We start from the raw sequence: 25521 nt of genomic DNA on the forward strand, positions 1-25521 counted from the left end.
CCTCTTTTTTTAATAACTCAGATAAATAATTTCTTCTCCGGGTAAAATCCAGTCGTCGTATCGGTAAATGCGTATTCCTTCACTTCCCTTTATTAATATTGGCAATACATTGTTAGCTTCTGTTTTGTTGGCTTTGATCCAGTGGCGGGTCGAAGTTTTTTCTTTAATCACGGCACTGTTTTCATTTACCTGATTATTGGCTGTTTTTCTTATCCACTCTTCAATATCCACTTTCATTGCAAATAAGGTATTTGCTTTGATGCTGTTTAAAAGATCGATGCCTGCACCTGTTTCATTTTTCGAAATGGCAACATGACTCTCAGGAACCAGAAAATTATCGCGGGCCAGCTGGGCTCCCAATATATTGACTTCGCTGTTGGCTGTAATTCCGATAAAGGTTGTTTTCGATTCTGGTGCTGCTTCTGCCATGACATCTTCTTTCAGAGCATTTCCCTGAATACAGTTGAATCCATCATCTTTGCCAGCCAGTACAGCATCGCGGTTGGTGTCAATCATCACAAGCGGATATTGGGCATGCATATGCCGTGCAATGATCCTGCTAATGGAATTAATCCCTAAAATAATGAGGCCACTTCGTTTGCTCACATGAACCAGCTCGCCCCGTTTTTTCAGCCAGTTGGTGGTCCATTTGAGAAGTACAGGAACGGTCATGGTTGTGAAGATGGCCATGAAAACCAGTATTGAAAAGATGGTTTGATCGATAATTCCCATTTCGAGCCCGATACCGGCAATGATGATCTCAACAGCTCCACGTCCGTTCATTCCTGAGCCAATGGCAATGCCTTCACGCCAACCGTGTCCTGTGGGCAGATAAAAAAGCGCTGTACCCACTATCTTTCCTATTATTGCAGCCACTACAACAATGATGAGCAGCGTAAGATCGGTTTGAAATACATTGATGTCAACAAAAAAACCGGCGGTGACAAAAAATATGGGAGCCATAAAACCAATCGATACATCGTAAAATGCTTTGGTAACTTCTTTGGATACATTTTTAGGGAATAAGTTTTCCCTGATGAATAAACCGGCCATGAAAGCACCCAGAATATTGTGCATTCCTGCAAGTTCAGCCAGTTCGGCATAGGCAAAGGTAATTATCAGTATTAGCGTGAAATAAAAGGTGCTGCTTTTTATTTTTAGCTTCGTAAGCTGCTTCCCTGCATAGGGCAGCAGGTACAAACCGATGGAAATGGTTACCGCAAAGAACAGCACTGCTTTGCCACCAACAACGAGCAGTTCCTGCATGTTGAATACACCACTGTCGGCAAAACTAATGATGCCTGCAAAAATCAACAGTGCCAGTGTATCTGATATCAATGCACCTGCCATTAGTACGTAGGCAATGCGGGTGTTTAATAGCTTCAGATCGACCAAAATTCTGCTTTTGGTGGCCAGTGAGGTAACTCCGACGGCGATGGCCACAAACAGGGCCGATACCGGTGTTCCGCCATAATGCATGATGATGTAATAACCAAGTACAAAAGGAACAATGAAGCCTCCAAGTGCAGCTAGTAAGCCTGGCCATGAAGCCTTTTTAAGGTCGGTGAATTCAATTTCCATTCCGATGTATACCATCAGCAAAATGATCCCGATTTCAGACAATACTTTGACGGTTTCAGTGTAATCGAGCAGGCCAAGTAAACCCGGCCCCAGCAGGATTCCGATAATTAATTCTCCCAGAATTGCAGGATATCCCAAACGGCGGGCAGCATTACCACCGGCCCATGCAGCTACCAGTACGGCAAATAAGTTCAGAATGTTAATCTCAAAAGCTTCCATAGTATCGGTATGAGGGGCTCAAAGCCCGCTGTGTTATTTTTTTGTTTAATACAAACAATACTAATAAACACCATAGCAAACGTGAAAGTTTTTTTGGCTTAGCGTATTTTTGATCGGCAGACTATCAGGATAGGAGTTGAAGCTGATGGTTTTCATCAAGGGAAAGCCTTCCTTCGTTGATTTGCAGGTCGCTGGTTTTGAATCCTTTTATTTTGTTTGTTTTCCCTTTTAAAACAAGCATTTCAGCCTGCTTGTCGGTAATTTTTTTACCCATAAATTCAAAAGGGATTCTGAACTTGCATCCGTCCTTAAAAGCGTTGCACCCCCAGGCGGTCTTTCCTTTAATTATCAGCCCTTTTCCACAGGCAGGGCAGTTTAGGGGTGCAGCTGCTTTATTTTTCTTTTCCGTTTTATTCTTGCTTTCTGGTTTTTCGCTGTCCACAATGGTGATTGACTTGTGTTTTGCATTTTTTACCTGCAATACGACCTCGGTCACCATTTCTTTCATCTCATTCATAAACAGGCTGATGTCGTATTTTCCAAGTTCAATATCGCGCATCTTCTTTTCCCAAATACCGGTGAGCTCTGCTGATTTTAAGAGATCATTCTGAATGGTTTGTATCAGTTCGATGCCGGTTTTTGTGGCTACAATGCGTTTGCTGTTTCGAACAATGTAACGACGCTTAAACAGTGTTTCTATAATATTGGCCCGGGTTGATGGTCTGCCAATGCCGTTTTCTTTCATGAGCTCCCGAAGTTCGTCGTCGTCGACGGTTTTGCCGGCAGTTTCCATGGCCCTGAGCAGTGATGCTTCGGTGTAATACTTTGGAGGTTTGGTTTGTTTTTCTGCCAGATCGGGGGTGTGAGGGCCGCTTTCTCCTTTTTCGAAAAAGGGCAGGATGTTGTCATCGTCGTTAACCGCTTTGTCGTTTTGGTAAACAATGCGCCAGCCCGGTTCGATAATCTGCTTTCCGGTCGTTTTGAATTCAATGAGATTTGATTCCCCTTCAACACTGGTGTTGGCAACTTTACAATCAGGATAGAAAACCGAAATAAAGCGCCGGGCTACCATGTCGTAAACCCGCTTCTCGTCGGGACTTAAATCGCTGTGAAACTTCCCTGTAGGAACAATGGCATGGTGATCGGTAATTTTTTTGTCGTCGAAAACCCTGCCCGATTTTTTGATTTTCTTCTGCAATAAAGGCGCAGTAAGCTGTTGGTAAGGTTCTAGCCCCTTGAGTATTGCCGGTACTTTGGGATACATGTCGTTGGGTAACCAGCTTGTATCGACCCGTGGGTAGGTTGTGAGTTTTTTTTCGTACAGGGCCTGAATGATTCGCAATGTCTGCTCTGCTGACAAATTTAATTTTCGGTTGCATTCAACCTGCAACGAAGTTAAATCGAAAAGTTTAGGCGGCTGTTCTTTTCCGTCTCTGGTACTGTAGTCGGTAATGGTGAAGGGATGATCTTTAATGCTTTCGAGCTGTTGAAGTGCATTTTCCTTATCGCTGAATCGACCCGATTTAACAGAAAAAGTGACTTCGCGATAAACTGTTTTCAATTCCCAGTATGGTTGAGGTACGAAATTTTCGATTTCAAGCTGTCGATCAACAATCAAGGCCAGGGTGGGAGTTTGAACACGCCCGATGGAAAGTACCGTACGGCCGTCGCCATATTTTAGTGAATACAGGCGGGTGGCATTCATACCGAGCAGCCAGTCTCCAATTGCTCTTGCGCTGCCAGCAGCATACAGGTTAGCGAAAGATTCGGCAGGCCTTAATTTCTCAAAACCTTCCTTGATAGCTTCTTCTGTGAGCGATGAAATCCAAAGTCGTTTAACCGGTTTTTGGCAATTGGCCAGATGCAAAACCCAGCGCTGAATCAATTCACCCTCCTGGCCTGCATCGCCACAGTTGATTACCTCATCGGCACTGTTAACCAGCTTTTCGATGACTTTAAACTGCTTTTCAACCCCGTCGTTTTCTATCAGTTTGATGCCAAACGATGGCGGAATCATGGGAAGGGTATACAAACTCCAGCGCTTCCAGCTCATCTGATAGTCGTGTGGTTCTTTCAGGGTGCAAAGATGACCGAAAGTCCAGGTTACCTGATAACCGCTGCCTTCGAAATAACCATCATGACGGGAGCGGGCACCAACAATGGTGGCAATTTCCCTTGCTACGCTTGGTTTTTCGGCAATGCATACTTTCATGGCTGGACAGGTTTGTACTTTACAGAATCGATAAGGGATTACTTTTCCAGAAAAATTAATTGATTACGTTGCTCATCCACTTTACGGTAATAACACGAAGTGTGCGCATCGCCGTTTTCCCGTTTGGCATGACATGCTCCCTTTCCTTCGGGAGTAACCAGGAAAAGAAAGGAGTTCTGCTCACAATTGATTCTGATTTCAACAAGTTTAAGCAGGTCGCCACTGCTAAGTCCTTTTTTCCAAAGCTCATTCCTGCTTCGGCTCCAATAGGTGGCATAGCCGCTGCGAAGTGTTTCCTCGTAGGCTTCACGGTTAATAAATGAAAGAATCAATACTTCCTTGCTATGTGCATCCTGGGTAACTACCGGCAATAATGTTCTCCCGTCGGGGCCAAAATCAATTTGTAATTCACTGGTATATTCTTTCGCCATGATGATTTGTTAGCTGTATCTTGTTAATGATCCTAAATTTGGTTTATTCTGAAAAAAGTCTTTCTGTTTCACATACATTTTACTAAAATAAGCGCAGAATAATTTCAGACAACAGAAGCAAAAGTAAAAATATTTAAGTTTTTTTTGGGGATAATTGAATTTCAAAGAAGCTATTTTGAAGCACACTCAATTTAATTTCAGAATAAGATGACAATAGGAAAGGTGATTTCGACCAATATTGGTGAAAAGGTATCCATTGAATACCAGGGAAAATCAGTTGCCACCGGAATCTATAAGTATCCGGTAAACCGACCTGTTTTTCTTGGGGAGACAGGTGTCGATACCGATCAGGTAATCGATGTTCGTTACCATGGCGGCGCTGATAAAGCCTGTTATATTTATCCCATGGAGCATTATGCCTATTGGAAAAAGCGCTATCGAGAGCTGAAATGGGAGTGGGGTATGTTTGGTGAGAACCTGACTAGCGAAGGACTTCATGAATCAGCGCTGCTTCCGGGGGATATTCTGAGCATTGGAGCGGCCGTTGTTCAGGTGAGCCAGCCACGTCAGCCCTGTTTTAAACTGGGCGTTCGCTTCAACGATCCCCAAATGGTTAAAGTCTTTGCCGGTGCCCCTTATCCGGGAATTTACGTAAGGGTACTTAAAGCAGGTGCTGTAGTTGCGGGAGATCAAATCAGGCTGATGGAGAAAATAAAAACGGGGCCTGCTTTAGATGAAATATTTGCTATGCTGATGCATCGTGATTCGGACAAAGGCCGTTATGAAGAAGCCATGGCCAATGAATGGCTGGCCGAAAGCGCCCGGCGAGACCTGGATAAAATTTTCAAGCCGCAACAGGACTGATATACGCATAAATTGTAATAAATTGCCAACAGTTGTAATCGAAAAACCAGCCCTGAAACATGATTAAATCAGCAAAAATCGAACTACTTGCCAGCGATCTGGATGGAACCCTGCTTGACGATTTAAAGATGATATCGACCGATGATTATGCTTCGCTTGAACGGCTTGGTAAACTGGGCATTGTTCGGGTGGCGGCCACCGGAAGAAGTTTATTTAAAGTGAAAGAAGTATTGCCTGCCGATGTGCCACTTGATTATGTGCTATTTTCTTCGGGTGGCGGTGTGTACGACTGGAAAAACAATAAAATTCTTCACAGTGAGCATTTCGGGAAAGCTGTCATTGACGAACTTTGTAAACACCTGCTGTCTGCCGATTATAATTTTTTCGTTTACAGGCCTATACCCGATAATAATTTATTTTGGTATCATCAGGGGGCTGGTTATTGCTCGGAGTATGAGGATTATATGAGGCGCCATGCCGGTGATTATCAAGCTTTCAATGTAAATAATTTTCCAGGTGAAGCTGGTCAGTTAATGGCGATAATACCCAATGATGATGCCCTTTTTGAAAGTTTGAAACACGAAATTTATGCAGCCTGTTCTGGGGTAAAAGTAATCAGGGCAACTTCGCCTGTTAATCCTGAATATACATGGCTTGAAATTTTTCCCGATACGGTCTCGAAAGGACATGGACTGGCCTGGCTGTGCTCGCAGCTTGGCATTTCTCAGGAAGGTACCCTTGGGATTGGAAATGATTTTAACGACCTCGATATGTTTGGCTTTGTTGCACACGGATACCTGTTGAACAACGGTGCTGAAGCGCTAAAGAAAGAAATAAAAACCGTTTCTGCTACAAACAATGAAAGCGGAGTGAGTCGTGTACTTGAGCTGTTTGGATTGTAATGCGATAAAAGCTTTAATGCGCTTTCATATACGCTTCGGCCTTTTGAAGCTGTTCTGGTTTTCCCACGTCGAGCCAAAAATCTGATCGATCGAGATAGCCGGCGATGGGATGTTTAGCAGCTAGTTCAAGGTATAGATCGATGAGTGAAAACTTTCCTTTTAAATGAATGAGTTCAAAAAAATCGGGAGATAAAATTTGTATTCCGCTAAAGGCATAGGCTTGTGACTTGTTGAAATTTGCATTGGCGATGCGTTGTTCTCCACTTGTTTTGTTCATCCAGCCTGAAAGCAGCATTTTATCGTCAAACAGCAGGTAGCGGCTCGTTTCGCGCTGTCGAAGCACCAGGCTGGCCAGGGCTCCGCTCTGCTGATGATATTTCATTACTTCATGGAGATTGACACTCGAAATCACGTCGACATTGCAGGCAATAACCGGTTCGTCTCCCTTCAGGTAGGGCGCTGCTTTTAGCAGACCTCCGCCGGTATCGAGCAAGAGGTGACGTTCGTCAGACAGGAATACGGGAATTCCAAAGTGTTGATTTTGAAGGTAATTTATGATCTGTTCTCCAAAATGATGAATGTTTACTACAACGGAACTTGCACCTAGATCGGTCATTTTGCGAATTGCATGCCACAACAAGGTCTGACCATTGAGTTTTACGAGCGCTTTCGGGCAGTAATTGGTGAGTGGTTTTAGCCGGGTTCCCAGCCCCGCTGCAAAAATCATGGCTTTCATGTGCTGTTATTGTTTGAGTTATTGCTTTACACCGAAGTGGAATTTCATTTTTATTGGCTAAAATAATTATAATTGGCCGAATTAGTGTATTTGCCCTACGATTGAGAATGCGGGCAATAAAAAACCGCCTTCGGTTTGTATTCGAAGGCGGTTCAGTTTTATCTTCAGATTGGCTTATCCAAGATACGTTTTCAGCAATTTACTACGCGAAGTATGACGCAGGCGACGTATGGCTTTTTCCTTGATCTGACGCACCCTTTCACGGGTTAGTCCAAATCGTTCGCCAATTTCCTCGAGGGTCATGTCCTGACATCCGATGCCGAAAAAGAGTCTGATAATGTCGCTTTCCCTTTCGGTTAAGGTAGCCAGCGCACGATCGATCTCCCGTGAGAGCGATTCGTTGATCAGCGATTTGTCGGCATTGGGTGAATCAGTATTGGGCAGCACATCAAGCAGGCTGTTGTCTTCACCATCAACAAATGGTGCATCAACTGATATGTGGCGACCCGAAACTTTCAGGGTATCTGCTACCTTGTCGGCAGGCAGATCCAGACTCTCGGCCAACTCTTCAGGCGAAGGTTTGCGTTCGTGCTCCTGTTCGAATTTAGAGAATGCCTTGTTGATCTTGTTCAACGAACCCACCTGGTTCAATGGAAGGCGCACGATACGCGACTGTTCTGCCAGTGCCTGCAGAATTGACTGACGAATCCACCATACAGCGTAAGAAATGAACTTAAAACCGCGGGTTTCGTCAAACTTTTCAGCTGCTTTGATCAGACCTAAATTGCCCTCATTAATGAGGTCGGGAAGGCTCAGGCCCTGGTTCTGATACTGTTTGGCAACCGATACTACGAAACGGAGGTTGGCTCTGGTGAGCTTTTCAAGGGCTGCGTGATCACCTTTTTTGATCCGCTGGGCCAACTCAACCTCTTCTTCAACAGTAATAAGTTCTTCTTTACCAATTTCTTGTAAGTACTTATCCAACGAAGCACTTTCGCGATTAGTAATTGATTTTGTAATCTTTAGCTGTCTCATGTATTCCTTTTGAAAAAACGCGCAAATATATAATTTTCAACTAACTTATTCAAACCTTTGTGCAGCGCGCAATGCAAAAGATCATTTTTTAATCAAGACCGAAAACGTAATATGCTTCTTCTCCATTGGGATAGATGCCTTCGATGAGTACTCCGCCGCGTGACATCTTGATCACGTTTTTTATGTCATCAATGCTATTCACCTTACGCTTGTTTACATGGGTAATAATGAATCCTTTTTTAATGCCGGCATTTTTGAGTTTTCCATCCAGTAGATCAGTAACAATCAAACCGTTTTCGATGTTCAGTTTTTCGAGTGTTTCCCGATCGGCTTCGGCCAATTCGGCACCCAAAACGGTCAGGCTGCTTTTTATCACTCCTGTACCGCCTTTCATGTTACGCAGGGTGGCTGTTAAAAGTTTCTCTTTATTGTCTCTTTTTATTAAAACTTCTACTTTATCTCCTGGGCGGTGTTTGCTGATTTGCTCCTGTAGCTCACTTACCGTGCTGACCTTTATGTTGTTAATTGCTATAATTACGTCGTTTTCCTTAATGCCTGCCTCCATGGCTGCTCCGTCTTCAGCAAGGCCGCCAACAAAAACACCGTCAATCTGATCAAGGTCAAATTCCTTGGCCAGTTCGGCATTGACTGTTTGTATTGAAACACCAAGCAGGGCACGCTGTACCTCTCCAAATTCTTTTAAGTCGTCAACGACCTTGCGAACAATGCTTACCGGTACAGCAAATGAATAACCACTGTAAGAACCGGTGCGTGAAGCAATGGCGGTGTTGATACCTATCAGTTCACCACGGGTGTTTACCAAGGCACCTCCGCTGTTTCCGGGATTTACAGCTGCGTCGGTTTGAATAAACGATTCAATGGGCAACTGTCCGCTAATAATTCCAATGCCCCTCGATTTGGCACTTACGATACCTGCTGTCACAGTCGATGTCAGATTAAAAGGATTTCCCACGGCCAGTACCCATTCACCCAGCTTAAGCGCATCAGAATCGCCCCAGCGAACAGCCGGAAGATTTTTTTCGTCAATTTTAAGCAGGGCAATGTCGGTCGATGGATCGGTACCTATCAGGCTGGCTTTGTACTCGCGTTTGTCATTCATGATGATGGTGATCTGCTCTGAACGTTCAATTACATGGTTGTTGGTTACGATATAGCCATCGTCTGAAATGATAACACCCGAACCCGAGGCTTGTTGCATACGAGGTTCCTGTTGACGATAGGGATCCCCGAAGAAAAAATCGTAAAAAGGATTTCCTCCCTGATAAACCTGGCTCTGGTACTGTGTTTGAATGTGAACCACCGCTTTTACCGAATTTTCGGCTGCAAGTGTCAAATCAGGTCCCTGAGGTGCCGAAGGCAAACTGGCATATTGCACGGCTCTGGGTTCACTAACTGTTACAATCTTAGGTTTTTCGATGTAATTGGTATAAATATAAATGGCAACAAATCCTCCAATCACAGCAACTAAGACGGAAAAAAGAATGTTTTGAATTTTTCTCATGGTACTATTTTTTATAGGTTGTATTATCTTTGCTTATCAACGCAAAAATAATTCCCTTGGTTCGTGAATGACGTTTTGGCAGAATAGCTTTAACATACTTTAACCGGGAAATATTATTTTTGTTAACTAATGCAAACAAATTTTTGTTGTTTGCAGGTATAGCAACAAATGACGGTAGTTTCGTCATGTAGTTTACATGACAGACATTGGCTTAATTTTAAAATTTCACGATATGAGATATCAATTCTATAAATACCAGGGAGCAGGCAACGACTTTGTTGTAATTGATAACCGCGAAGGAGGCTTTGATGGAAATAATGCCCCTTTGATCGAATTCTTATGTCACCGAAGATTTGGTATCGGTGCCGATGGTTTAATGACCCTGGAAAATGCCGAAGGTTATGATTTTAAGATGAGTTATTATAATTCCGACGGGTACGAGGCCAGTATGTGCGGGAATGGTGGCAGGTGCATTGTTGCCTTTGCCAGGAAACTAAATCTTATTGGAAATAAAGCTGTTTTTCTGGCTGCTGACGGCAGTCATGAGGCCAGCATTGATGATAATAATGAGGTAAATCTGCAAATGATCGATGTTGATTCGATTGCTCAATATGCCGACGGCTATTTTCTAAATACAGGAGTTCCTCATTTGGTTCATTTTGTAGATGACCTGCATGTTGTTGATGTAGAAATAGAAGGACGACAGTTGCGCTATGATGCACGTTTTCAGCCAGAAGGATGCAATGTGAATTTTGTAAAACAGGATGGTAAGCACCTGACTGTTTATACCTATGAAAGGGGGGTTGAATGTGAAACGCTGGCTTGTGGAACCGGAATTACTGCCTCAGCCCTGAGTAGTGCCCTCCGTGATGGAATTGATAAAGGAAGTTATCAGATTAGTGCCAAGGGAGGTGAGCTTGAAGTGAGCTTTGAGCGCAAGGGTGATTTATTTACCAATGTTTGGTTAAAAGGACCTGCCGAACTGGTGTATGAGGGTTTTATTGATGCCCGTGGTTTTGAAGAAATTATGCCATGATGATATTAATCTTTGGGTCTGTTGGGTACTTTAAACCATTTACTGTCGATGGGTTTTTCAACATAATTGCCAATGTATTCCATGGCTTCGGCCGGTGATGAAACAACTTTATACAAACTTCGATAGTTTTCTTTGGCGAATTTTTCTTCGTACGAGAAATCAAATTGTTTTAGCAGGAGATCAAAAAAACCCCTGGTGTTGATAAATACGATGGGCTTACGGTGATAATCGAGCTGTTTGAGGGTGATTACCTCCAGTATCTCTTCGAGGGTACCAAAACCCCCCGGTAAAGCAATAAAGGCATCGGCTATTTCGCGCATTTTTCTTTTTCGCTCATCCATGCTTGCCGTAACGATGAGCTGGTCGGGGTGAAGCGAGGCCAGTTCACGATCGTGTATTTTTTGAGGAATAACACCGGTAATTTTTCCACCGTCGTTTTTTACAGCAAGGGCAAGATGCTCCATTAATCCTACGTTTGCACCGCCATAAACCAATTCATGGCCTTTGTTTGCAATGAGCCTGCCCAGTTCTTTGGCATGGTTGAAATAAGCGCTTGCAAGCGCATTGCTTGATGAGCAAAAAACACAAATGTTCATATTGAATGGTGTAAAAAAGCCATTGAAAAGTAAACACCTTTTCAATGGCTTATGGTTTATGATAAGTTCTTATGCGTCGATGTTGGCATAGGTTGCATGATCTTCGATGAACTGACGACGGGGGGGTACTTCATCGCCCATGAGCATTGAAAAGATATGATCTGCTTCGGCAGCATTTTCAATGGTTACCTGTCGAAGGGTACGATGTTCGGGATTCATGGTAGTATCCCAGAGTTGTTCTGCGTTCATTTCACCCAGACCTTTGTAACGTTGTGTATGAACTGCGCTCTCTTTTCCACCGGCCATGCTGTCGATGATCCGAACACGCTGTTGTTCGGTCCATGCATATTCCTCGCGTTTTCCTTTTTTCAAAAGATAAAGCGGGGGGGTGGCAATGTAGAGATAACCATGTTTAATTAGATCCTGCAGGTAACGATAAAAGAGCGTCATAATGAGGGTTGCAATGTGACTTCCGTCGACGTCGGCATCGGTCATGATGATGATCTTGTGGTAGCGTAGCTTGCTAATGTTGAGTTCCTTGGCGTCTTCTTCGGTTCCAATACTGACTCCAAGTGCAGTAAAAATATTTCTGATTTCCTCACTGTCGAAAACCTTGTGCTGCATGGCTTTTTCCACGTTCAGGATTTTTCCCTTCAAGGGGAGAATTGCCTGGAATTTACGGTCGCGCCCCTGCTTGGCCGTACCACCTGCCGAGTCACCCTCGACAAGGAAGATTTCGCATTGTTGAGGATCTTTGTCTGAGCAGTCGGCCAGCTTTCCCGGTAAACCACTGCCTGTCATGACTGTCTTGCGTTGAACGAGTTCGCGTGCTTTGCGGGCTGCATGGCGGGCTTGAGCTGCCAATACTACTTTTTGTACAATTTGCTTGGCATCCCTGGGGTGTTCCTCAAGGTAGATGGCCAGCATTTCACTTACCGCCTGATCAACAGAAGCACTGATTTCTGAATTTCCCAGCTTGGTCTTGGTCTGGCCTTCGAATTGTGGTTCTGCTACTTTAACCGATACAACAGCGGTAAGCCCTTCGCGAAAGTCATCACCACTGATGTCGAATTTTAGTTTTTCAAGCTGTCCCGATTTTTCAGCATAGGTTTTCAGCGTACGGGTCAATCCACGTCGGAATCCGGTTAAGTGGGTTCCCCCCTCGATTGTATTGATATTGTTTACGTACGAATGGATATTCTCGGTAAACGAAGTATTGTAGTGCAGCGCAATTTCAACAGGGACTCCGTTTTTCTCTGTTGAAATATTGATGGTGTCTTCGATGAGTTTTTCACGCGTGGCATCAATGTATTCAACAAATTCTTTCAAACCTTCTTCTGAGTAAAAAGTATCATTGCGAAAACCGTTGTCTTCAATCAACTCTCTTCGGTCGATAAGGGTCAGCTTGATTCCTGCATTCAGAAAAGCCAGTTCGCGTAAACGGGCTGCCAGAATTTCATATTTGTAAACGGTAGAAAGGAAAATTGAATCGTCTGGATGAAAGGTGATGATGGTGCCGGTTTTTTCCGTTTCTCCTGTGATTTTAACATTCTCCAGTGGTTTACCTTTTTGATATTCCTGTTTCCATATCTTTCCATCACGATGAATTTCGGCTGTGAGGTGTTTCGACAGGGCATTCACACACGATACACCTACGCCATGTAAACCTCCTGAAACTTTATAGCTGTCTTTGTCGAATTTACCACCAGCATGTAGCACGGTCATTACGACTTCGAGTGCTGATTTGTTCTCCTTTGTGTGAATTTCGGTAGGGATCCCACGTCCATCATCTGCTACCGAGATGGAATTATCTTCGTTGATGATTACATCAATGTTACTACAATAGCCGGCCAGTGCTTCATCAATTGAATTATCAACCACCTCATATACCAGGTGATGAAGTCCTTTTTCATTGACATCACCAATGTACATCGCCGGCCGTTTCCTTACAGCTTCCAAACCTTCAAGTACCTGAATACTGTCGGCTGAATAACTATTGCCGTTCGTCAATTTTTTGTCTTCTTGTTCACTCATTGACTTGTTATTTAAATTACATTCAAAACAAACCCAAACACCATCTTCAGATGATCTTCCCTGTGATAATAATTACTGATGCGGGAAGTTCCGTTTCTTTATATCCTGAAAAAAGTCAGGTAACGGAACAATGATAGGAGAAGTAATATATGGGTTCTGATTTTCAATATTTTATAAAAATAGTTTTCCTTTTTTTACAAAGTGACCAAATATAGCAAAATATCAGCGTTCGGCCTAAGAAATCAGCTGCTTAAAACCAAAAGTTTTCAACAAATTAAGACGGGGCTCATGCCAGGTTAAAAGGTGAATGTTGCACCTAACATAATCATAAGTCCTTGCTGTGGATAGCCAGTATAAAAAGCACGTTTTTGATTCAGTAAATTCCGGGCATTGATAAAAAATGAGAGTGCCTGGCTGTACTGATAAGTTACTTCCATATTCACGTCGATGATCGGATCGAGAAGAAGGGGGTGAAAGCGCTGAATCGGCTCACCCGTCGAAGTGAAAGAATTGATCAGGTATCCACCATCGCGCGGGCCAATCAATGTGGCATTGAGTGTTGCCCTGATTTTATTGTTCAGCTTAAACGCAGACACCAGTGATGCATCATAGGCGGGCATATGAGGCAGTATGTCGAGCTTTTGGGCTTCATATACGTAGTAATTGCCTTTTAGTTCAATGTTAAGCCCTGTGCTGCTGTATCGCAGCTTAGCTCCAAAGCGCAGGGTGTTGATGTCGTCGTATACAGGAGTAAAACGATTATGGTAGCTCGTATCGCTGCCTTGTACCTCCGAAAGGAAGTACAAAGGTGTATTTAGTTTCATGGAGTAAGCCAAATCGAACAGGTAACTTACTTTTCGGCTGATTTTTCCTTTGAATCCCCCATATAAATTCACAAGTTCTTGTGAAGGCTGCACATCGACCAGTGGATCGAGAAAGGGATTTTGCTTACGGGCCTGGTAGTAATTATTGGGAGCAATGCCGCCATCGCTCCCTGCAAAAATGGTGAGCATTCCTTTGATGGGGTGATAGGCAAAATATACTTTGGGTGCAATGTTCCAGAGCATGGCACTGTCGGGATTGACTAGTGCATCAAGGTTAAAACCGGCTTTCAGCTCAATGTTGTTTCGTTTTATTTCGAACTGAGGTGTCAGGCCAGCAAGGAAAAAATGACGGGCTGTCAGCGAGTCGATAAAATAGTGGCGTATGTTGCTTTGCTGAAAGAAATCGAAGCGGGTATCGAGTTTGAGTTGATAATCTCGCTGGTCATTGGAAAAAATTCCCTGATAGCCTGCTTTGTGAGCCTGTTGCTGGCTTGTATTCCACAAATAATCATAGTCGAAGATAAGCTGATAGTCAAGTGCAGCCCTGTTGTAGGTATTTTTTAAATTAACAAGAGCTGATGCCCTGTTTGATGCATGCAGGTCGTTGTAGCCCGGTGTGTGGTTTTCGTGAAACAGTTGCGACAGGGTATCGCCGGGGGCCATGCCATAAAAATTGATTCGGTCGCGCTGGTAGGCTAAATCCCACTGTAGCGTTGATTTTCTGAAATCGTTCTTTACAAATATTTTTGCCAGGCTGTTGCTGTACGGAGCTTTCACTTTTTCATCGCCAATGGGTTTAATTTGAGGGCGTGATGAAAAATGATAGAGATGCATTCCAAAATCAGTATTCCGGGCGGGTGAGCTGTTCAGCAGCAGTTCGCCATAAGTTGACAGTGCATTTCCGATTCCTGCTTTGGCATAACCGGTATTGCTTCCCGCACGGGGAGGGGTGCCAAGCTGTACTACGGGCAAATGATTGATGTTCTTGTTTACCGGAATGCTTGAGGAATGAATACGGTAATCAAAAGCAGGTACATAGGTGTTGGTGTCGCTGATGACGGGTGTTCTTCCCAGCTTATATGCATCGTTGATGTCGGGCTGATAGGCTTTAATTACTTCCACCTGTTTGTTCAGGGTTGAGTCGTTTTGAGCAAAGGCCATAGTGCCCGTAAATAGTGCAATGCAAAATATAATTGTATATGTTTTAAGTTTCATTATCGCCAGTTTATGTCATTAAGGAATTAAAGTTGAATCGCTGCTTTCGTGGGTTTTGATTGTTTCCTGTTCTTTTAATTCAATAATTTTAAGTTTCTGATTTGCTTCCGCAATGATGCCATCTTTGGAATTATTGTAATTGTCGATAATACTTTTGAGGGTGTGCTTTGCCTGAAAGAGATCTTCTTTCACCCAATAGATGTCCGACAATAAAACGAACGATTTTGCAAGCCAGTATTGATGGGGCGTATTGTTGCTGATGAAGTCCATGATTTGCTGTTCGCTTTTGTCGAACTGTTTTTTATCAAAAAGTATGCGTGCCAGATGGTATTTGGCTTCAGCACCTTCGATCGATTTTACATCGGCAGCCAGCAATTCAAAATATTTGAAAGCATTGTCGAACTGTTCTGATTCAAAATAAGCTTTGGCCAGTTTGAATTGTGCCTCACGTACCATGACGGATGTTATGTTGTCGGTGGCCAACAAGGCAAGCCCTGAGCTGATTGTTTCGGCATGCTGATTCATGGCATAACTGTTTCGCATCATTCCCAGGCGCGCTTTTAAGAGGCTCCATTTGGTGCTTGCCAGCTGCTCGAGTCGGGCGAAATATTGTAGCGACTGTTCGAATTCTTCGGCGTTGAAGGTGAGTTCGCCTGCCTTTATCAGTGCCTGTTCGGTAAAAATGTTGTCCGAAAGTGCAGCAACCTGTTTGTAGTATTCAAGCGACTTAGAATACCTGCCATTGCTGTATTCGTACTCTGCCATATAAAAGAGTGCGTTGGTTTTAAAGCTTCCATTGGGGAAACGGCTCAGGTATTCCGAAAGCTGGCTTCCTGCATTGGCTTTTCCTTCCATATAACTTTTTTCAGCAGCCATGTAAAAGATGGAGTCCTGCTCGTTTACCGAAATGGTAACATTGGTGTTCAGCCCGTTGATGTAGGCGAAATAGCCGTCAACATTGTTCATGTCAACATAGTTGTTTTTTATACCAATGAGCGCTGCTTTTGCTTCTTCCGAATTAGGATATTTTTCAAGTACCTCCTTGTAAAAACCAAGCGACTGGCTGTAATCACTCTTGTTGTAAAATATCAAACCAAGTTGTAGGTTGGCTTTCTTGTTGTAATTGCTTTGAGGTATTTGTTCTACCAGTTTCCTGTATTGGACAATGGCTTCGGTGTTGTTGTTTAAGCGCTCGTAAGTTCGTGCCATTTCGTAATACGAATCATCGATATACGACGAACGCGGATGTTCGTTAACAAGCCTTTGCAGGCTAATCAGTTTGTCGTTATGCTGATGCTGAAGACCTTCGCAAAGTGCCAGTTGAAAAAGGGCGTAATCGGTGTCGTAAGTTTTTAATTCGTAAGCCCGTTGGTAGTATTTGATGGCTTCGGCATAGTCGCGGTTCAGATAGTAGATGTCGGCAACACGGTTCGAGGCATCGGCCTCCATGCGATCGTCCTTTTTACTTTGATTCAGGTATTTTCTAAACCAGGATGCAGCCTGGCCATAGTCTTTCTTATTGTAATAGCAGTAGCCGGTGCTGTAATAAGCATCGCCGAATTCGTCGAGTGAAAATGCCCCGGGTGTCGATTGAAACGCGGTGAACAGTGCGATGGCTTTGTCGTAACGTGCAAGGCGGTAGTTGCTTTCGCCGCTCCAATACAGGGCTTTGGCTTTAAAGCTTCGGTTGTAGCGATCGTTCTCAAGCGATTTTTCAAAAAAGCTGATGGCTTTCTCATATTGCCGGTCGTTGTATAATTCGAGGCCTCTGAAATAGGTAACCCGCTGATAGGCTTCCTTTACCGAAGGAGACTGATTTCTGATTTTCTCGATCGACTGGATGGCATCACGGTAGTTTCGTGTGGTCATGTACACCTTTACAAGGTAGTCGAAAGCAGCATCGTTGCGTTCCGAATCGGGATATTTTTGAATGTACTGGTCGAAGGCCCTGATGGTTTCGTTAAACGGAGAATAGGATAGCTCGTAGGTTAATTTGGCATAGTTAAAAAGAGCATCTTCTTCAATTTTGGGGTCGTAATTGTATTTTGAAGCCTGTTCAAAGGCCACTCTGGCTTTGTTCTTCTGATCAAGTTTCAGGTGGCAGTCGGCCAGATGGTAAAGCGCATTTTGAGCCAGTGCGTCATTATTGGCCGTTGCTTTTTCAAATGCAGCGATGGCTTGCTCAAATAATTCTGACTGGTAATAACTGTAGGCCAGTCTGAAGAAATCTTCGGGCGTTTTTTTTCCATTGCTTCCCTTGTAGGCATCGAGGTATTTTATGGCTTTGATGTACTGCCCCGTTTCATAAAATGCATCGCCAACAATTTTGTTGAGTTCATTTTTTTGTTCCTCAGGAGCACCCATAATCAGTTTTTCACCCATTTCGCTTACGAGCTCATAGCGTTCCTGCATGTAGTAAATCTGAATGGTGTAATACTGAATAAAGCCCGAAAATTCGCGATTGTTGGTGAGTTTGCTAAACTCGTCAAGTGCGGTCTGGTAGTTGCCTTCGAGATAATTGATGTAACCCCAGTAATACGAAGCTGATGAGGCATATTTCGATTTACTTTCCTTTACTTCGAAAAAGGACTGGGACGCTTTTTCAAGGTTGCCTGCTTCGAAATTGCTGTAACCCTTGTAAAAATCGTGATCTTCACGGTCGCGGGCATTCAGCAGACGGGCATTCACATTATTGAAGGTTCGTGCAGCCAGCTGATATCTTCGATTGTTAAACTGAAGCCGTGCCAGTTCGAACCACAGTTGATTTTCCCACGGGCTCCCGCCTGATTCATTCAGGTACTGTGTTAACTCGTTCCCGGCTGTTCCCTTATTTTGTTTCACCAGACTCATGAGCCGGTAAAAATCGAGATCGTAACGCAAAGGGTCATTTTCGCTGGTAAGTTTTAACAGCTCCGATGCCATTTTTTCGGCTGCAATGTAGTTTGCCGATTCGTACAATGCTACGGCTTTATTAAAGCTCACGGGCGAAACAGTATGCTGGAATTGCTGCCCCAGAGCAGTTATACTGAAAATGAATAAGAAGTAAGTTGCTAATGTGTTTGTAATCAGCCAATTTTTTCTCATAATCACGTCTGAATAAATTCCCGGTAAAAATAGCCTTTTAATTGTAAAGAGACCCGCCTTATTAAGATGAGTTCTTAACATTAAACTGTTTATTACTGTCTCATAGTATGCTTTTAGCTGAAAAAAGTTTTAGTTTTGTGCAAAAGCAGTAAGAGAATGGAACAAGATTTTGCGATTTCGCTGGTAGGAGCCAACATATTTCAACGTGAACAGCTGGTATTAACCAATGTTGATTTTCAGATAAAACCCGGAGAAATGATTTACCTGGTTGGCCGGGTGGGGAGCGGAAAATCGAGTTTGATTAAAACCCTGAATGCCGAAATACCACTTTATCATGGATCGGCTATTGTGGCTGGTTTCGAAATTGAAAACATTAAAACCCGCGATATTCCGCTGTTGCGTCGAAAATTGGGGGTTGTTTTCCAGGATTTTAAATTGCTGACCGATCGCTCGGTTTATCAAAACCTCTTGTTTGTTCTAAAAGCAACCGGCTGGACTGATCAGCGGCTCATGGATGAACGAATAGATCAGCTGCTCAGTGAAGTAGGGATGGAGCATGTCAAGGCCAAAATGCCCTATCAGTTGTCGGGTGGTGAACAACAGCGGATTGTTATTGCCCGTGCCTTGCTGAATGATCCGGAGATTGTTCTGGCCGATGAGCCAACCGGAAATCTCGATCATGATACCTCGCTCGAGATCATGACGCTGTTTAAAAAGATACATGAAGCAGGAAAAACAGTAATTATTGCTACCCATGATCAATTAATTATTGAAAAATTTCCGGCGCGCACCTTTGTTTGCGATCATGGAAAGCTCAGCGAAGCCGGTGCCCAGCTGATCAATTTCAGAGAACTTTTATGATGCGCTAGGCATTCACCAGCATTCTTGCAAAAGGAACTGCATCGTGACCTGAAAAATCGTGCTGCAGGTATTTGTAGTAAGCCGTAATGGCAATCATGGCCGCATTATCGGTGGTGTAAGCAGGTTCAGGAATAAAGAGTTTCCAGTTTCTCTTAACAGCTTCCTTTTTTAGCCCTTCGCGCAAACCTGAATTGGCCGACACGCCGCCAGCCACCGTAACTTCTTTGATTCCGGTTTCCTTTGTTGCCCTGATCAGTTTTCCCAATAAAATATCTACAATGGTTTTTTGCAGCGAAGCACACAGGTCGGCCTTGCGTTCTTCGATGTAGTTGGGTGAATTTTTTATTTCGTCTCTGAGATGATACAGAAAGCTGGTTTTAAGGCCGCTGAAGCTGTAATTCAGCCCTTTAATTTTCGGCTTGTTGAATTGAATGGCATCGGGATTGCCATCGCGCGAAAACTGATCGATAAGTGGCCCGCCCGGATAGGGCAGTCCCATTACTTTGGCACATTTATCAAAAGCTTCACCGGCAGCATCGTCGATGGTTTGCCCGATGACCTCCATTTCAAGGTGGTTTTTTACCAGGATAATTTGTGAATTACCGCCTGAAACCAGCAGGCACAAGTGGGGAAATGCCGGCTGATGCGTATCGTTTTCATCTTTTTTGATGTAGTGGGCAAGAACGTGTCCCTGAAGGTGGTTGACGTCGATTATGGGAACATTGAGTGCCAGCGAGAGTCCTTTGGCAAACGAGGTGCCCACCAACAGGGAGCCCAGCAGACCCGGCCCGCGGGTAAAGGCAATGGCACTGATGTCGCTTTTGCTGATTCCGGCCTGCTTGATGGCCTGATCGCATACCGGAACAATGTTTTGCTGATGTGCACGCGAAGCCAGTTCAGGAACAACACCACCAAAGGCTTCGTGTACTTTTTGTCCCGATATAATATTCGACCTGATAATACCGTTCTCAATTACAGCAGCCGAGGTGTCATCGCAACTTGATTCAATTCCTAATATGATGATATGCTCTGGTGTGTTCATTTGTTAATTTCTTATTCTTATTTTCAATGTTAATACACCGAAACTTTTGTACAAAATGTATTATTTTGCAGCGACATAAAACGGGAGGGCAAAAGTATTAAAAAAACAAGAAATATTATCCTGTCAATTATTTCGGTATTGCTGTTGCTGGCAGGTACCGGATACCTTGCTTTGCAAAGTCGTTTTGTGCAAACGAAGGTTATTGCCCTTATTACTCAGCGTATTTCAAGCAATACCCAAACCGACATTTCCATACGACGGGTGAATATTTCCTTTTTCAGAAAAGTGATACTCGACGATTTTTACATGAGCGATCTTCAGGGCGATACCCTCTTGCATGTCGACCGGATGATTGCCGACATCGATTCTCTATCGATCAGAAATAAAAGCGTTGGTTTTCGATCGCTTTTGCTTGAAAAGCCGTTGATTCAACTGAAACATGATACGACGGGTTTTAATTTCGATTTTCTGAAACCATTTTTTGAGCGAAAGGATACTGTTGTTCCTGAGCAGTGGCAGGTTGATGTACGTCAACTGGCTGTAGAAGATGCACGCTTTGCTTATACCGACTCCCTGTTGAGCGACGACGTTAACAATTTTCTGAAAATTAGCGGATTCAACCTGATAATTGATGACATTGTGTATTGGTCGGATAATGACTTTGAATGCAAAATAAGCGAGGGGAATTTTATTAGTGAAAATCAACTAGAATTGAAAAAGCTCGAGATGCATCTTCGTTATAAAGATTCACTGCTCGCGCTGAACCATATTCATATTAATACTGCACAGTCGGAATTATTTGCTGATACAGTGCAGCTTAATCTTTCAGCTTACCTGAGCAGCAAGAAGGTATCCGAGCTTGATTTCAATATGGGTATTGAAAAACTCAGCGTCGACTTCAGCGACATTGCTTTTTTACTGGGAACCTTCCACAACAACGACTTTGTTGCCGAAATGTCGGGAAATTTTAGCGGAACGATGGCTGAACTGAGAGGGAAGGAGGTGCAGCTCTCAATTGGTGATTTTACCCGTTTGAATGGCGACTTCTACCTGAATGGACTGCCCGACATCGCTTCCACCTACATCTTTTTTAATTTGAATGAATCGTATGCCAATCTGCGAGAAATTCGCCATCTCGATTTGCCCGACCGGATTCAGCAGGCCATCGACGATCTGCCATACTTTCTTGACAATGTAGGTGTTTTCTCCTATCGGGGTAATTTTACAGGATTTATCGACGACTTTGTTGCCTATGGTACCGCCTACAGTAACCTGGGTACCTTAAGTACCGATGTTTCGTTTAAACCTTCGCGCCACGAAAATATAAGTGTAAGCGGTCATGTTAATGCCGATAAACTGGATATCCGAACCATTTTCGATAATAACAAACTGGGCTTTTTTTCGTTTAATGGTGACGTAAACGGTACACTGAACTATGCGTCGGATTACGATTTGGATTTCAAGGGAGTGGTTAATTCAATCGACTTCAATGCGTATACATTTACATCGATTGATGTCAACGGAAGCCTTCAGAATGATCAGTTTAATGGAAAATTCAGAATTGAAGACCCCAATATTTACATGGATTACAGTGGAAAACTGGATCTTTCGCCTGCTTTGCCTGTTTTTGAATTTGTTGCCAACATTGAACACATCAACCTCGATCGCCTGAAATTACTGCCTGACGAACAGGCAGTGGCATCGTTAAAAATTGATGCCAATTTCGAAGGAAACAACATCGATAATGTGAAAGGAAGACTATTACTGACTGAGATTTCCTATCACAACGCCGTCGATCGCTTTGAAATCGACACCATCAGCTTACAAAATTCACCGGGCGAAGTAAACAGCCTGTTTTCTCTTCGCAGCGACATCGTTGATGGAGAAATAAAGGGTCATTATAATTTTATCAACATTTCAAAATCGTTGAAACGGTTCTACGATGATTATCTGCCTTCATCTCAGATGATGAGCCTGGCTGCATTTGACGATGTAAATGATTTTAACTATTCTGTCAGACTGAAAAACATTGAGCCGGTAATCAAGGCCTTTCTTCCCGATTTTTATCTTGAACCCAATGTTGAAATATCGGGTTATTATAAACCAATGAAGGATAGTGTATTGCTTGAAACTCATATTCCAATGGCCCGTTATGGGGGAAAAGGCTTTGAAGGCGTGCGCCTGCGGCTTAACGGAAACGGGAATCGGCTTTTCGGACGACTGTATTCACAAAGGATCAGGTTGAGCGAGTACATGAGTCTTTATAATTTAAGTATCAATGGCAAGGGGAGGGAAGACCAACTGGCCGTCGATGTTTTTTGGAACAACTATGAAGAAAGCACCTACAGCGGAGCGATTAAGACACTCACCACCTTTGAAGATAGAGGAAACAGCAAACCGCACGTCGAAGTGGCCATTGCACCCACCAATCTGTACTTTAATGATACGCTGTGGACCATTGAGCCTTCAACAGTAATCATTGATTCGAGCGATATCAGGGTGAATAATTTTATGATGAAGCACAACAAGCAGCGCATCAGCATCGATGGAACCATATCAAAAAGAATTGATGAGTTTCTGACAGCTAATATCGATAATGTTGATTTGCTTTTATTTGAACCGGCTTTGGGAAGATCAAAAATTGGAGGCGTGCTCAACGGAAGAGCACGCCTGGCTGACTATTACAACAAATTTATGTTGAATATGAACTTCAATATCGATCATTTTGCCTTAAATTATGGCGAACTGGGGATGTTGACTGTTAACAGCAACTGGGATACAGCAAGCGATAAACTGGTTTCGGAAGTCAATCTGCAAAAGGGTAGTTCGAATGTTTTTAATGCCCGTGGCCTGATCGATCCTTCGCTAAAGGAATTGGATTTTGAGTTAATGTTCGATCGTTCTCCTGTTTCCATTCTTGAGGTGATTTTACCTTCTACCTTTTATAATCAGGACGGTTTGGTTGACGGAGAGGTGCATTTACACGGTCCTTTTAAGCACATCCTGATCGATGGGGATCTGACTCCTGTCGATGAAGCAAGTTTCGGTATCAGCTACCTTAATACAACCTATTATTTCAGCGATCCGGTTAGTTTCCGAAGCGATTCAATCCTATTCGACCAAATGACTTTCAGGGACAATGCAAACAACCGCGGACGGTTCAATGGATATATCATTCATGAAACCTTTTATAAAATGCGCTACAACCTGACGGTCGATACCGATCGGATTATGGCTTTGAATACCACCAGCAATCATAACGAATACTTTTATGGCGATGCCTTTGCCAGCGGGCACATTGAAATTGTGGGTGCAGGAAATGATATCTTTATTTCGGGTGATGTGCGAAGTGAAAAGGGAACCAGTATCAATATCCCTTTCGACAGTGGTGAAAATGCCAAACAATACGATTTTATTGAATTCGTGGGCACCCGGCAAACAGATGATCAACAACCGGTTTACGATGTGGTCACTTCGGGGCTGAACATGAATTTTGATGTCGATATTACCCCCGAGGCCAGGGTGCAAATTATTTTTAATTCACAGATTGGCGATATTATCAGGGGAGAGGGAAATGGTGACCTTCAGGTTCGGGTCGACAAAAATTACAATATTTATTTATATGGAAATTATGAGATTGAAAACGGCGATTATCTTTTTACCTTACAAAATGTAATCAATAAGCGTTTCTCAATCGAACGGGGAAGCACCATCGAATGGGTGGGTGATCCTTACAATGCCATTATCGATATTTTGGCACGTTATAAAGTGAAAACTTCCTTACACGACCTGTTTGTTGGTAATTATGAGAACATCGACCTGACCAGGCGTATTCCCGTTGATTGTGTGATTCATCTGACCGATAACCTGACTCAGCCAAAAATCGACTTCAACATTGAACTGCCCACGGCCGAAGAAAGGGTTAAGGATGAGGTGAGCCAGGTAATTGTTACCCAGGAAGACATTAATAAGCAAATCATTTCGCTGTTGATGATGGGGCGTTTTTATACTCCGGAGGTATTTGCCGGCCGGCCTACCACCGAAGCGGGTGCTCAACTGGTAGGTGCAACGGCCAGCGAGTTGATCTCGAATCAGCTCACCAACTGGTTGTCGCAAATCAGCGATGCTTTCGATGTAGGCATCAATTACCGGCCGGGAAACGAAATTACCGATGATCAGCTGGAGCTGGCATTGAGCACTCAGGTGTTGAACGAAAGGGTAACCATTAACGGAAACATTGCCAACAACGCCAATCCCACTTCAAATAACAACAGTGAAATAATTGGTGATTTCGATATGAATATCAAATTAACCGACAACGGAAAACTTCAGTTCAAGTTTTATAATCATTCGAATGATAATCTGATTTATGATACAGCGCCCTATACACAGGGAATAGGCTTTACCTATCGCGAGGAATTCAACAGCATCAAACAGTTACTCGAAAGATACAAGACCTTTGTTTTCGGAAAGAATAAAAAGAAGCACGGGGATAAGGAAATTAAAAAGGAAGAATGAGTCTGCGTTTTAGAAATTCTTTATTTATTTTGTGAAGCAATTACCCGAGTGGTAATAAAAACTACAAGTTATCGTTAATTACTATCAGGATATAAAAAACAACGTATGTTAACTTTTTTTCTATTACAGGTAAATCAGGCTGCAACCGATGCAATGGGAGTTGAAGCCGAAGGAATTACGCTCGACTTCTGGGATCTGGCCATGAAAGGCGGGTGGATCATGGTACCGATCGTACTCTTGTCGCTGATTGCCATCTTCATTTTTGGCGATCGATATGTGGCCATTCAGAGAGCATCTAAAATCGATGCGAACCTGATGAGTCAGATCAGACAAAATATTCAGGAAGGTAAAATCGATTCAGCACTTGCTTTGTGCCGATCAACCAATAAACCTATCACCCGCATGATTGAAAAGGGAATTACCCGTATTGGCCGCCCCTTGAACGACGTGAGTGCTGCCATTGAAAATGTGGGGAACCTCGAAGTTTCAAAGCTTGAAAAAGGTCTTCCTTTACTTGCCAGTGTGGCCGGTGGTGCTCCCATGATTGGTTTCCTTGGCACAGTAATGGGAATGATTCAGGCCTTTTACGACATGGCCAATGCAGGTAACAATATCGATGTAACGTTGCTTTCATCAGGTATTTACCAGGCAATGGTTACTACCGTAGCTGGTCTTATCGTAGGTATTGTTGCTTATTTTGCCTATAACATTCTGGTTGCGAAAGTCGAAAATGTGGTATTTAAAATGGAAGGCTCTACCACCGAATTTATGGACTTACTGAACGAACCCGCAGCTTAAGCAAGGTAGAT

Annotated in this window: 17 protein-coding genes; 6 read left to right on the plus strand and 11 right to left on the minus strand. The window is 43.3% G+C overall.

The features are described 5' to 3' along the window. Positions 1 to 9 precede the first annotated feature (9 nt). From FHS86_RS08190 to FHS86_RS08200, 3 genes are all read right to left on the minus strand, one after another. Positions 10 to 1800, minus strand: coding sequence for a cation:proton antiporter (locus FHS86_RS08190; protein ID WP_429412512.1), 1791 nt, complete (start codon positions 1798 to 1800; stop codon positions 10 to 12). Between the two features lie 124 nt (positions 1801 to 1924). Then, positions 1925 to 4012, minus strand: coding sequence for a type IA DNA topoisomerase (locus tag FHS86_RS08195; protein ID WP_429412513.1), 2088 nt, complete (start codon positions 4010 to 4012; stop codon positions 1925 to 1927). A gap of 38 nt (positions 4013 to 4050) precedes the next feature. Continuing rightward, positions 4051 to 4443, minus strand: coding sequence for a phosphoribosyl-AMP cyclohydrolase (locus tag FHS86_RS08200; RefSeq protein WP_429412514.1), 393 nt, complete (start codon positions 4441 to 4443; stop codon positions 4051 to 4053). Positions 4444 to 4650: 207 nt separating this feature from the next. On the opposite strand from FHS86_RS08200, the gene FHS86_RS08205 reads away from it, so the two are divergent. Both FHS86_RS08205 and FHS86_RS08210 read left to right on the plus strand, forming a co-directional pair. After that, a complete protein-coding gene (locus FHS86_RS08205; protein WP_429412515.1) occupies positions 4651 to 5307 on the plus strand; it encodes an MOSC domain-containing protein in 657 nt (218 codons plus the stop codon). 59 nt (positions 5308 to 5366) lie between these two features. Beyond that, positions 5367 to 6209 carry an HAD hydrolase family protein gene (locus tag FHS86_RS08210; RefSeq protein ID WP_429412516.1) on the plus strand — a complete coding sequence of 281 codons (843 nt, stop codon included), beginning with the start codon at positions 5367 to 5369 and terminating at the stop codon, positions 6207 to 6209. A 13-nt stretch (positions 6210 to 6222) separates the two neighbouring features. On the opposite strand, the gene FHS86_RS08215 is transcribed toward FHS86_RS08210, so the two are convergent. From FHS86_RS08215 to FHS86_RS08225, 3 genes are all read right to left on the minus strand, one after another. Next, entirely contained in the window at positions 6223 to 6945 is a 723-nt protein-coding gene (locus FHS86_RS08215; protein WP_429412517.1) for a nucleotidyltransferase family protein, read from the minus strand. A 174-nt stretch (positions 6946 to 7119) separates the two neighbouring features. Beyond that, positions 7120 to 7980, minus strand: coding sequence for a sigma-70 family RNA polymerase sigma factor (locus FHS86_RS08220; protein ID WP_429412518.1), 861 nt, complete (start codon positions 7978 to 7980; stop codon positions 7120 to 7122). A gap of 88 nt (positions 7981 to 8068) precedes the next feature. Next, positions 8069 to 9502 carry a Do family serine endopeptidase gene (locus FHS86_RS08225; RefSeq protein WP_429412519.1) on the minus strand — a complete coding sequence of 478 codons (1434 nt, stop codon included), beginning with the start codon at positions 9500 to 9502 and terminating at the stop codon, positions 8069 to 8071. 232 nt (positions 9503 to 9734) lie between these two features. On the opposite strand from FHS86_RS08225, the gene dapF reads away from it, so the two are divergent. Next, positions 9735 to 10538, plus strand: coding sequence for a diaminopimelate epimerase (gene dapF, locus FHS86_RS08230; RefSeq protein WP_429412520.1), 804 nt, complete (start codon positions 9735 to 9737; stop codon positions 10536 to 10538). A gap of 5 nt (positions 10539 to 10543) precedes the next feature. On the opposite strand, the gene FHS86_RS08235 is transcribed toward dapF, so the two are convergent. From FHS86_RS08235 to FHS86_RS08250, 4 genes are all read right to left on the minus strand, one after another. Beyond that, positions 10544 to 11134 carry an LOG family protein gene (locus tag FHS86_RS08235; RefSeq protein WP_429412521.1) on the minus strand — a complete coding sequence of 197 codons (591 nt, stop codon included), beginning with the start codon at positions 11132 to 11134 and terminating at the stop codon, positions 10544 to 10546. Between the two features lie 69 nt (positions 11135 to 11203). After that, complete coding sequence (gyrB, locus tag FHS86_RS08240) at positions 11204 to 13168, minus strand: DNA topoisomerase (ATP-hydrolyzing) subunit B (RefSeq protein ID WP_429412522.1); 1965 nt, start codon at positions 13166 to 13168, stop codon at positions 11204 to 11206. A 296-nt stretch (positions 13169 to 13464) separates the two neighbouring features. Continuing rightward, on the minus strand, positions 13465 to 15207 hold the full coding sequence (locus FHS86_RS08245) for a hypothetical protein (protein WP_429412523.1): 1743 nt from the start codon (positions 15205 to 15207) through the stop codon (positions 13465 to 13467). Between the two features lie 18 nt (positions 15208 to 15225). Beyond that, complete coding sequence (locus FHS86_RS08250; protein WP_429412525.1) at positions 15226 to 18189, minus strand: tetratricopeptide repeat protein; 2964 nt, start codon at positions 18187 to 18189, stop codon at positions 15226 to 15228. 258 nt (positions 18190 to 18447) lie between these two features. Here FHS86_RS08250 and FHS86_RS08255 point away from each other — a divergent pair, with 258 nt between their 5' ends. Continuing rightward, entirely contained in the window at positions 18448 to 19152 is a 705-nt protein-coding gene (locus FHS86_RS08255) for a cell division ATP-binding protein FtsE (RefSeq protein ID WP_429412526.1), read from the plus strand. 4 nt (positions 19153 to 19156) lie between these two features. On the opposite strand, the gene tsaD is transcribed toward FHS86_RS08255, so the two are convergent. After that, positions 19157 to 20194 carry a tRNA (adenosine(37)-N6)-threonylcarbamoyltransferase complex transferase subunit TsaD gene (gene tsaD / locus FHS86_RS08260; RefSeq protein WP_429412528.1) on the minus strand — a complete coding sequence of 346 codons (1038 nt, stop codon included), beginning with the start codon at positions 20192 to 20194 and terminating at the stop codon, positions 19157 to 19159. Positions 20195 to 20380: 186 nt separating this feature from the next. On the opposite strand from tsaD, the gene FHS86_RS08265 reads away from it, so the two are divergent. Next, positions 20381 to 24712: a translocation/assembly module TamB domain-containing protein gene (locus FHS86_RS08265; RefSeq protein WP_429412529.1), complete on the plus strand. Its 4332-nt coding sequence runs from the start codon at positions 20381 to 20383 to the stop codon at positions 24710 to 24712. Between the two features lie 105 nt (positions 24713 to 24817). Further along, entirely contained in the window at positions 24818 to 25510 is a 693-nt protein-coding gene (locus FHS86_RS08270; protein ID WP_429412530.1) for a MotA/TolQ/ExbB proton channel family protein, read from the plus strand. Positions 25511 to 25521: the final 11 nt, after the last annotated feature.

The sequence above is a fragment of the Roseimarinus sediminis genome (assembly GCF_050433125.1).
Classification (GTDB): Bacteria; Bacteroidota; Bacteroidia; order Bacteroidales; family Prolixibacteraceae; genus Roseimarinus; species Roseimarinus sediminis.

Excerpts from the sequence above, each read along its gene's own strand:
- FHS86_RS08190 (WP_429412512.1), bottom strand. The coding sequence starts at position 1,800 with ATGGAAGCTTTTGAGATTAACATTCTGAACTTATTTGCCGTACTGGTA.
- FHS86_RS08195 (WP_429412513.1), bottom strand. The coding sequence starts at position 4,012 with ATGAAAGTATGCATTGCCGAAAAACCAAGCGTAGCAAGGGAAATTGCC.
- FHS86_RS08200 (WP_429412514.1), bottom strand. The coding sequence starts at position 4,443 with ATGGCGAAAGAATATACCAGTGAATTACAAATTGATTTTGGCCCCGAC.
- FHS86_RS08205 (WP_429412515.1), top strand. The coding sequence starts at position 4,651 with ATGACAATAGGAAAGGTGATTTCGACCAATATTGGTGAAAAGGTATCC.
- FHS86_RS08210 (WP_429412516.1), top strand. The coding sequence starts at position 5,367 with ATGATTAAATCAGCAAAAATCGAACTACTTGCCAGCGATCTGGATGGA.
- FHS86_RS08215 (WP_429412517.1), bottom strand. The coding sequence starts at position 6,945 with ATGAAAGCCATGATTTTTGCAGCGGGGCTGGGAACCCGGCTAAAACCA.
- FHS86_RS08220 (WP_429412518.1), bottom strand. The coding sequence starts at position 7,980 with ATGAGACAGCTAAAGATTACAAAATCAATTACTAATCGCGAAAGTGCT.
- FHS86_RS08225 (WP_429412519.1), bottom strand. The coding sequence starts at position 9,502 with ATGAGAAAAATTCAAAACATTCTTTTTTCCGTCTTAGTTGCTGTGATT.
- dapF (WP_429412520.1), top strand. The coding sequence starts at position 9,735 with ATGAGATATCAATTCTATAAATACCAGGGAGCAGGCAACGACTTTGTT.
- FHS86_RS08235 (WP_429412521.1), bottom strand. The coding sequence starts at position 11,134 with ATGAACATTTGTGTTTTTTGCTCATCAAGCAATGCGCTTGCAAGCGCT.
- gyrB (WP_429412522.1), bottom strand. The coding sequence starts at position 13,168 with ATGAGTGAACAAGAAGACAAAAAATTGACGAACGGCAATAGTTATTCA.
- FHS86_RS08245 (WP_429412523.1), bottom strand. The coding sequence starts at position 15,207 with ATGAAACTTAAAACATATACAATTATATTTTGCATTGCACTATTTACG.
- FHS86_RS08255 (WP_429412526.1), top strand. The coding sequence starts at position 18,448 with ATGGAACAAGATTTTGCGATTTCGCTGGTAGGAGCCAACATATTTCAA.
- tsaD (WP_429412528.1), bottom strand. The coding sequence starts at position 20,194 with ATGAACACACCAGAGCATATCATCATATTAGGAATTGAATCAAGTTGC.
- FHS86_RS08270 (WP_429412530.1), top strand. The coding sequence starts at position 24,818 with ATGTTAACTTTTTTTCTATTACAGGTAAATCAGGCTGCAACCGATGCA.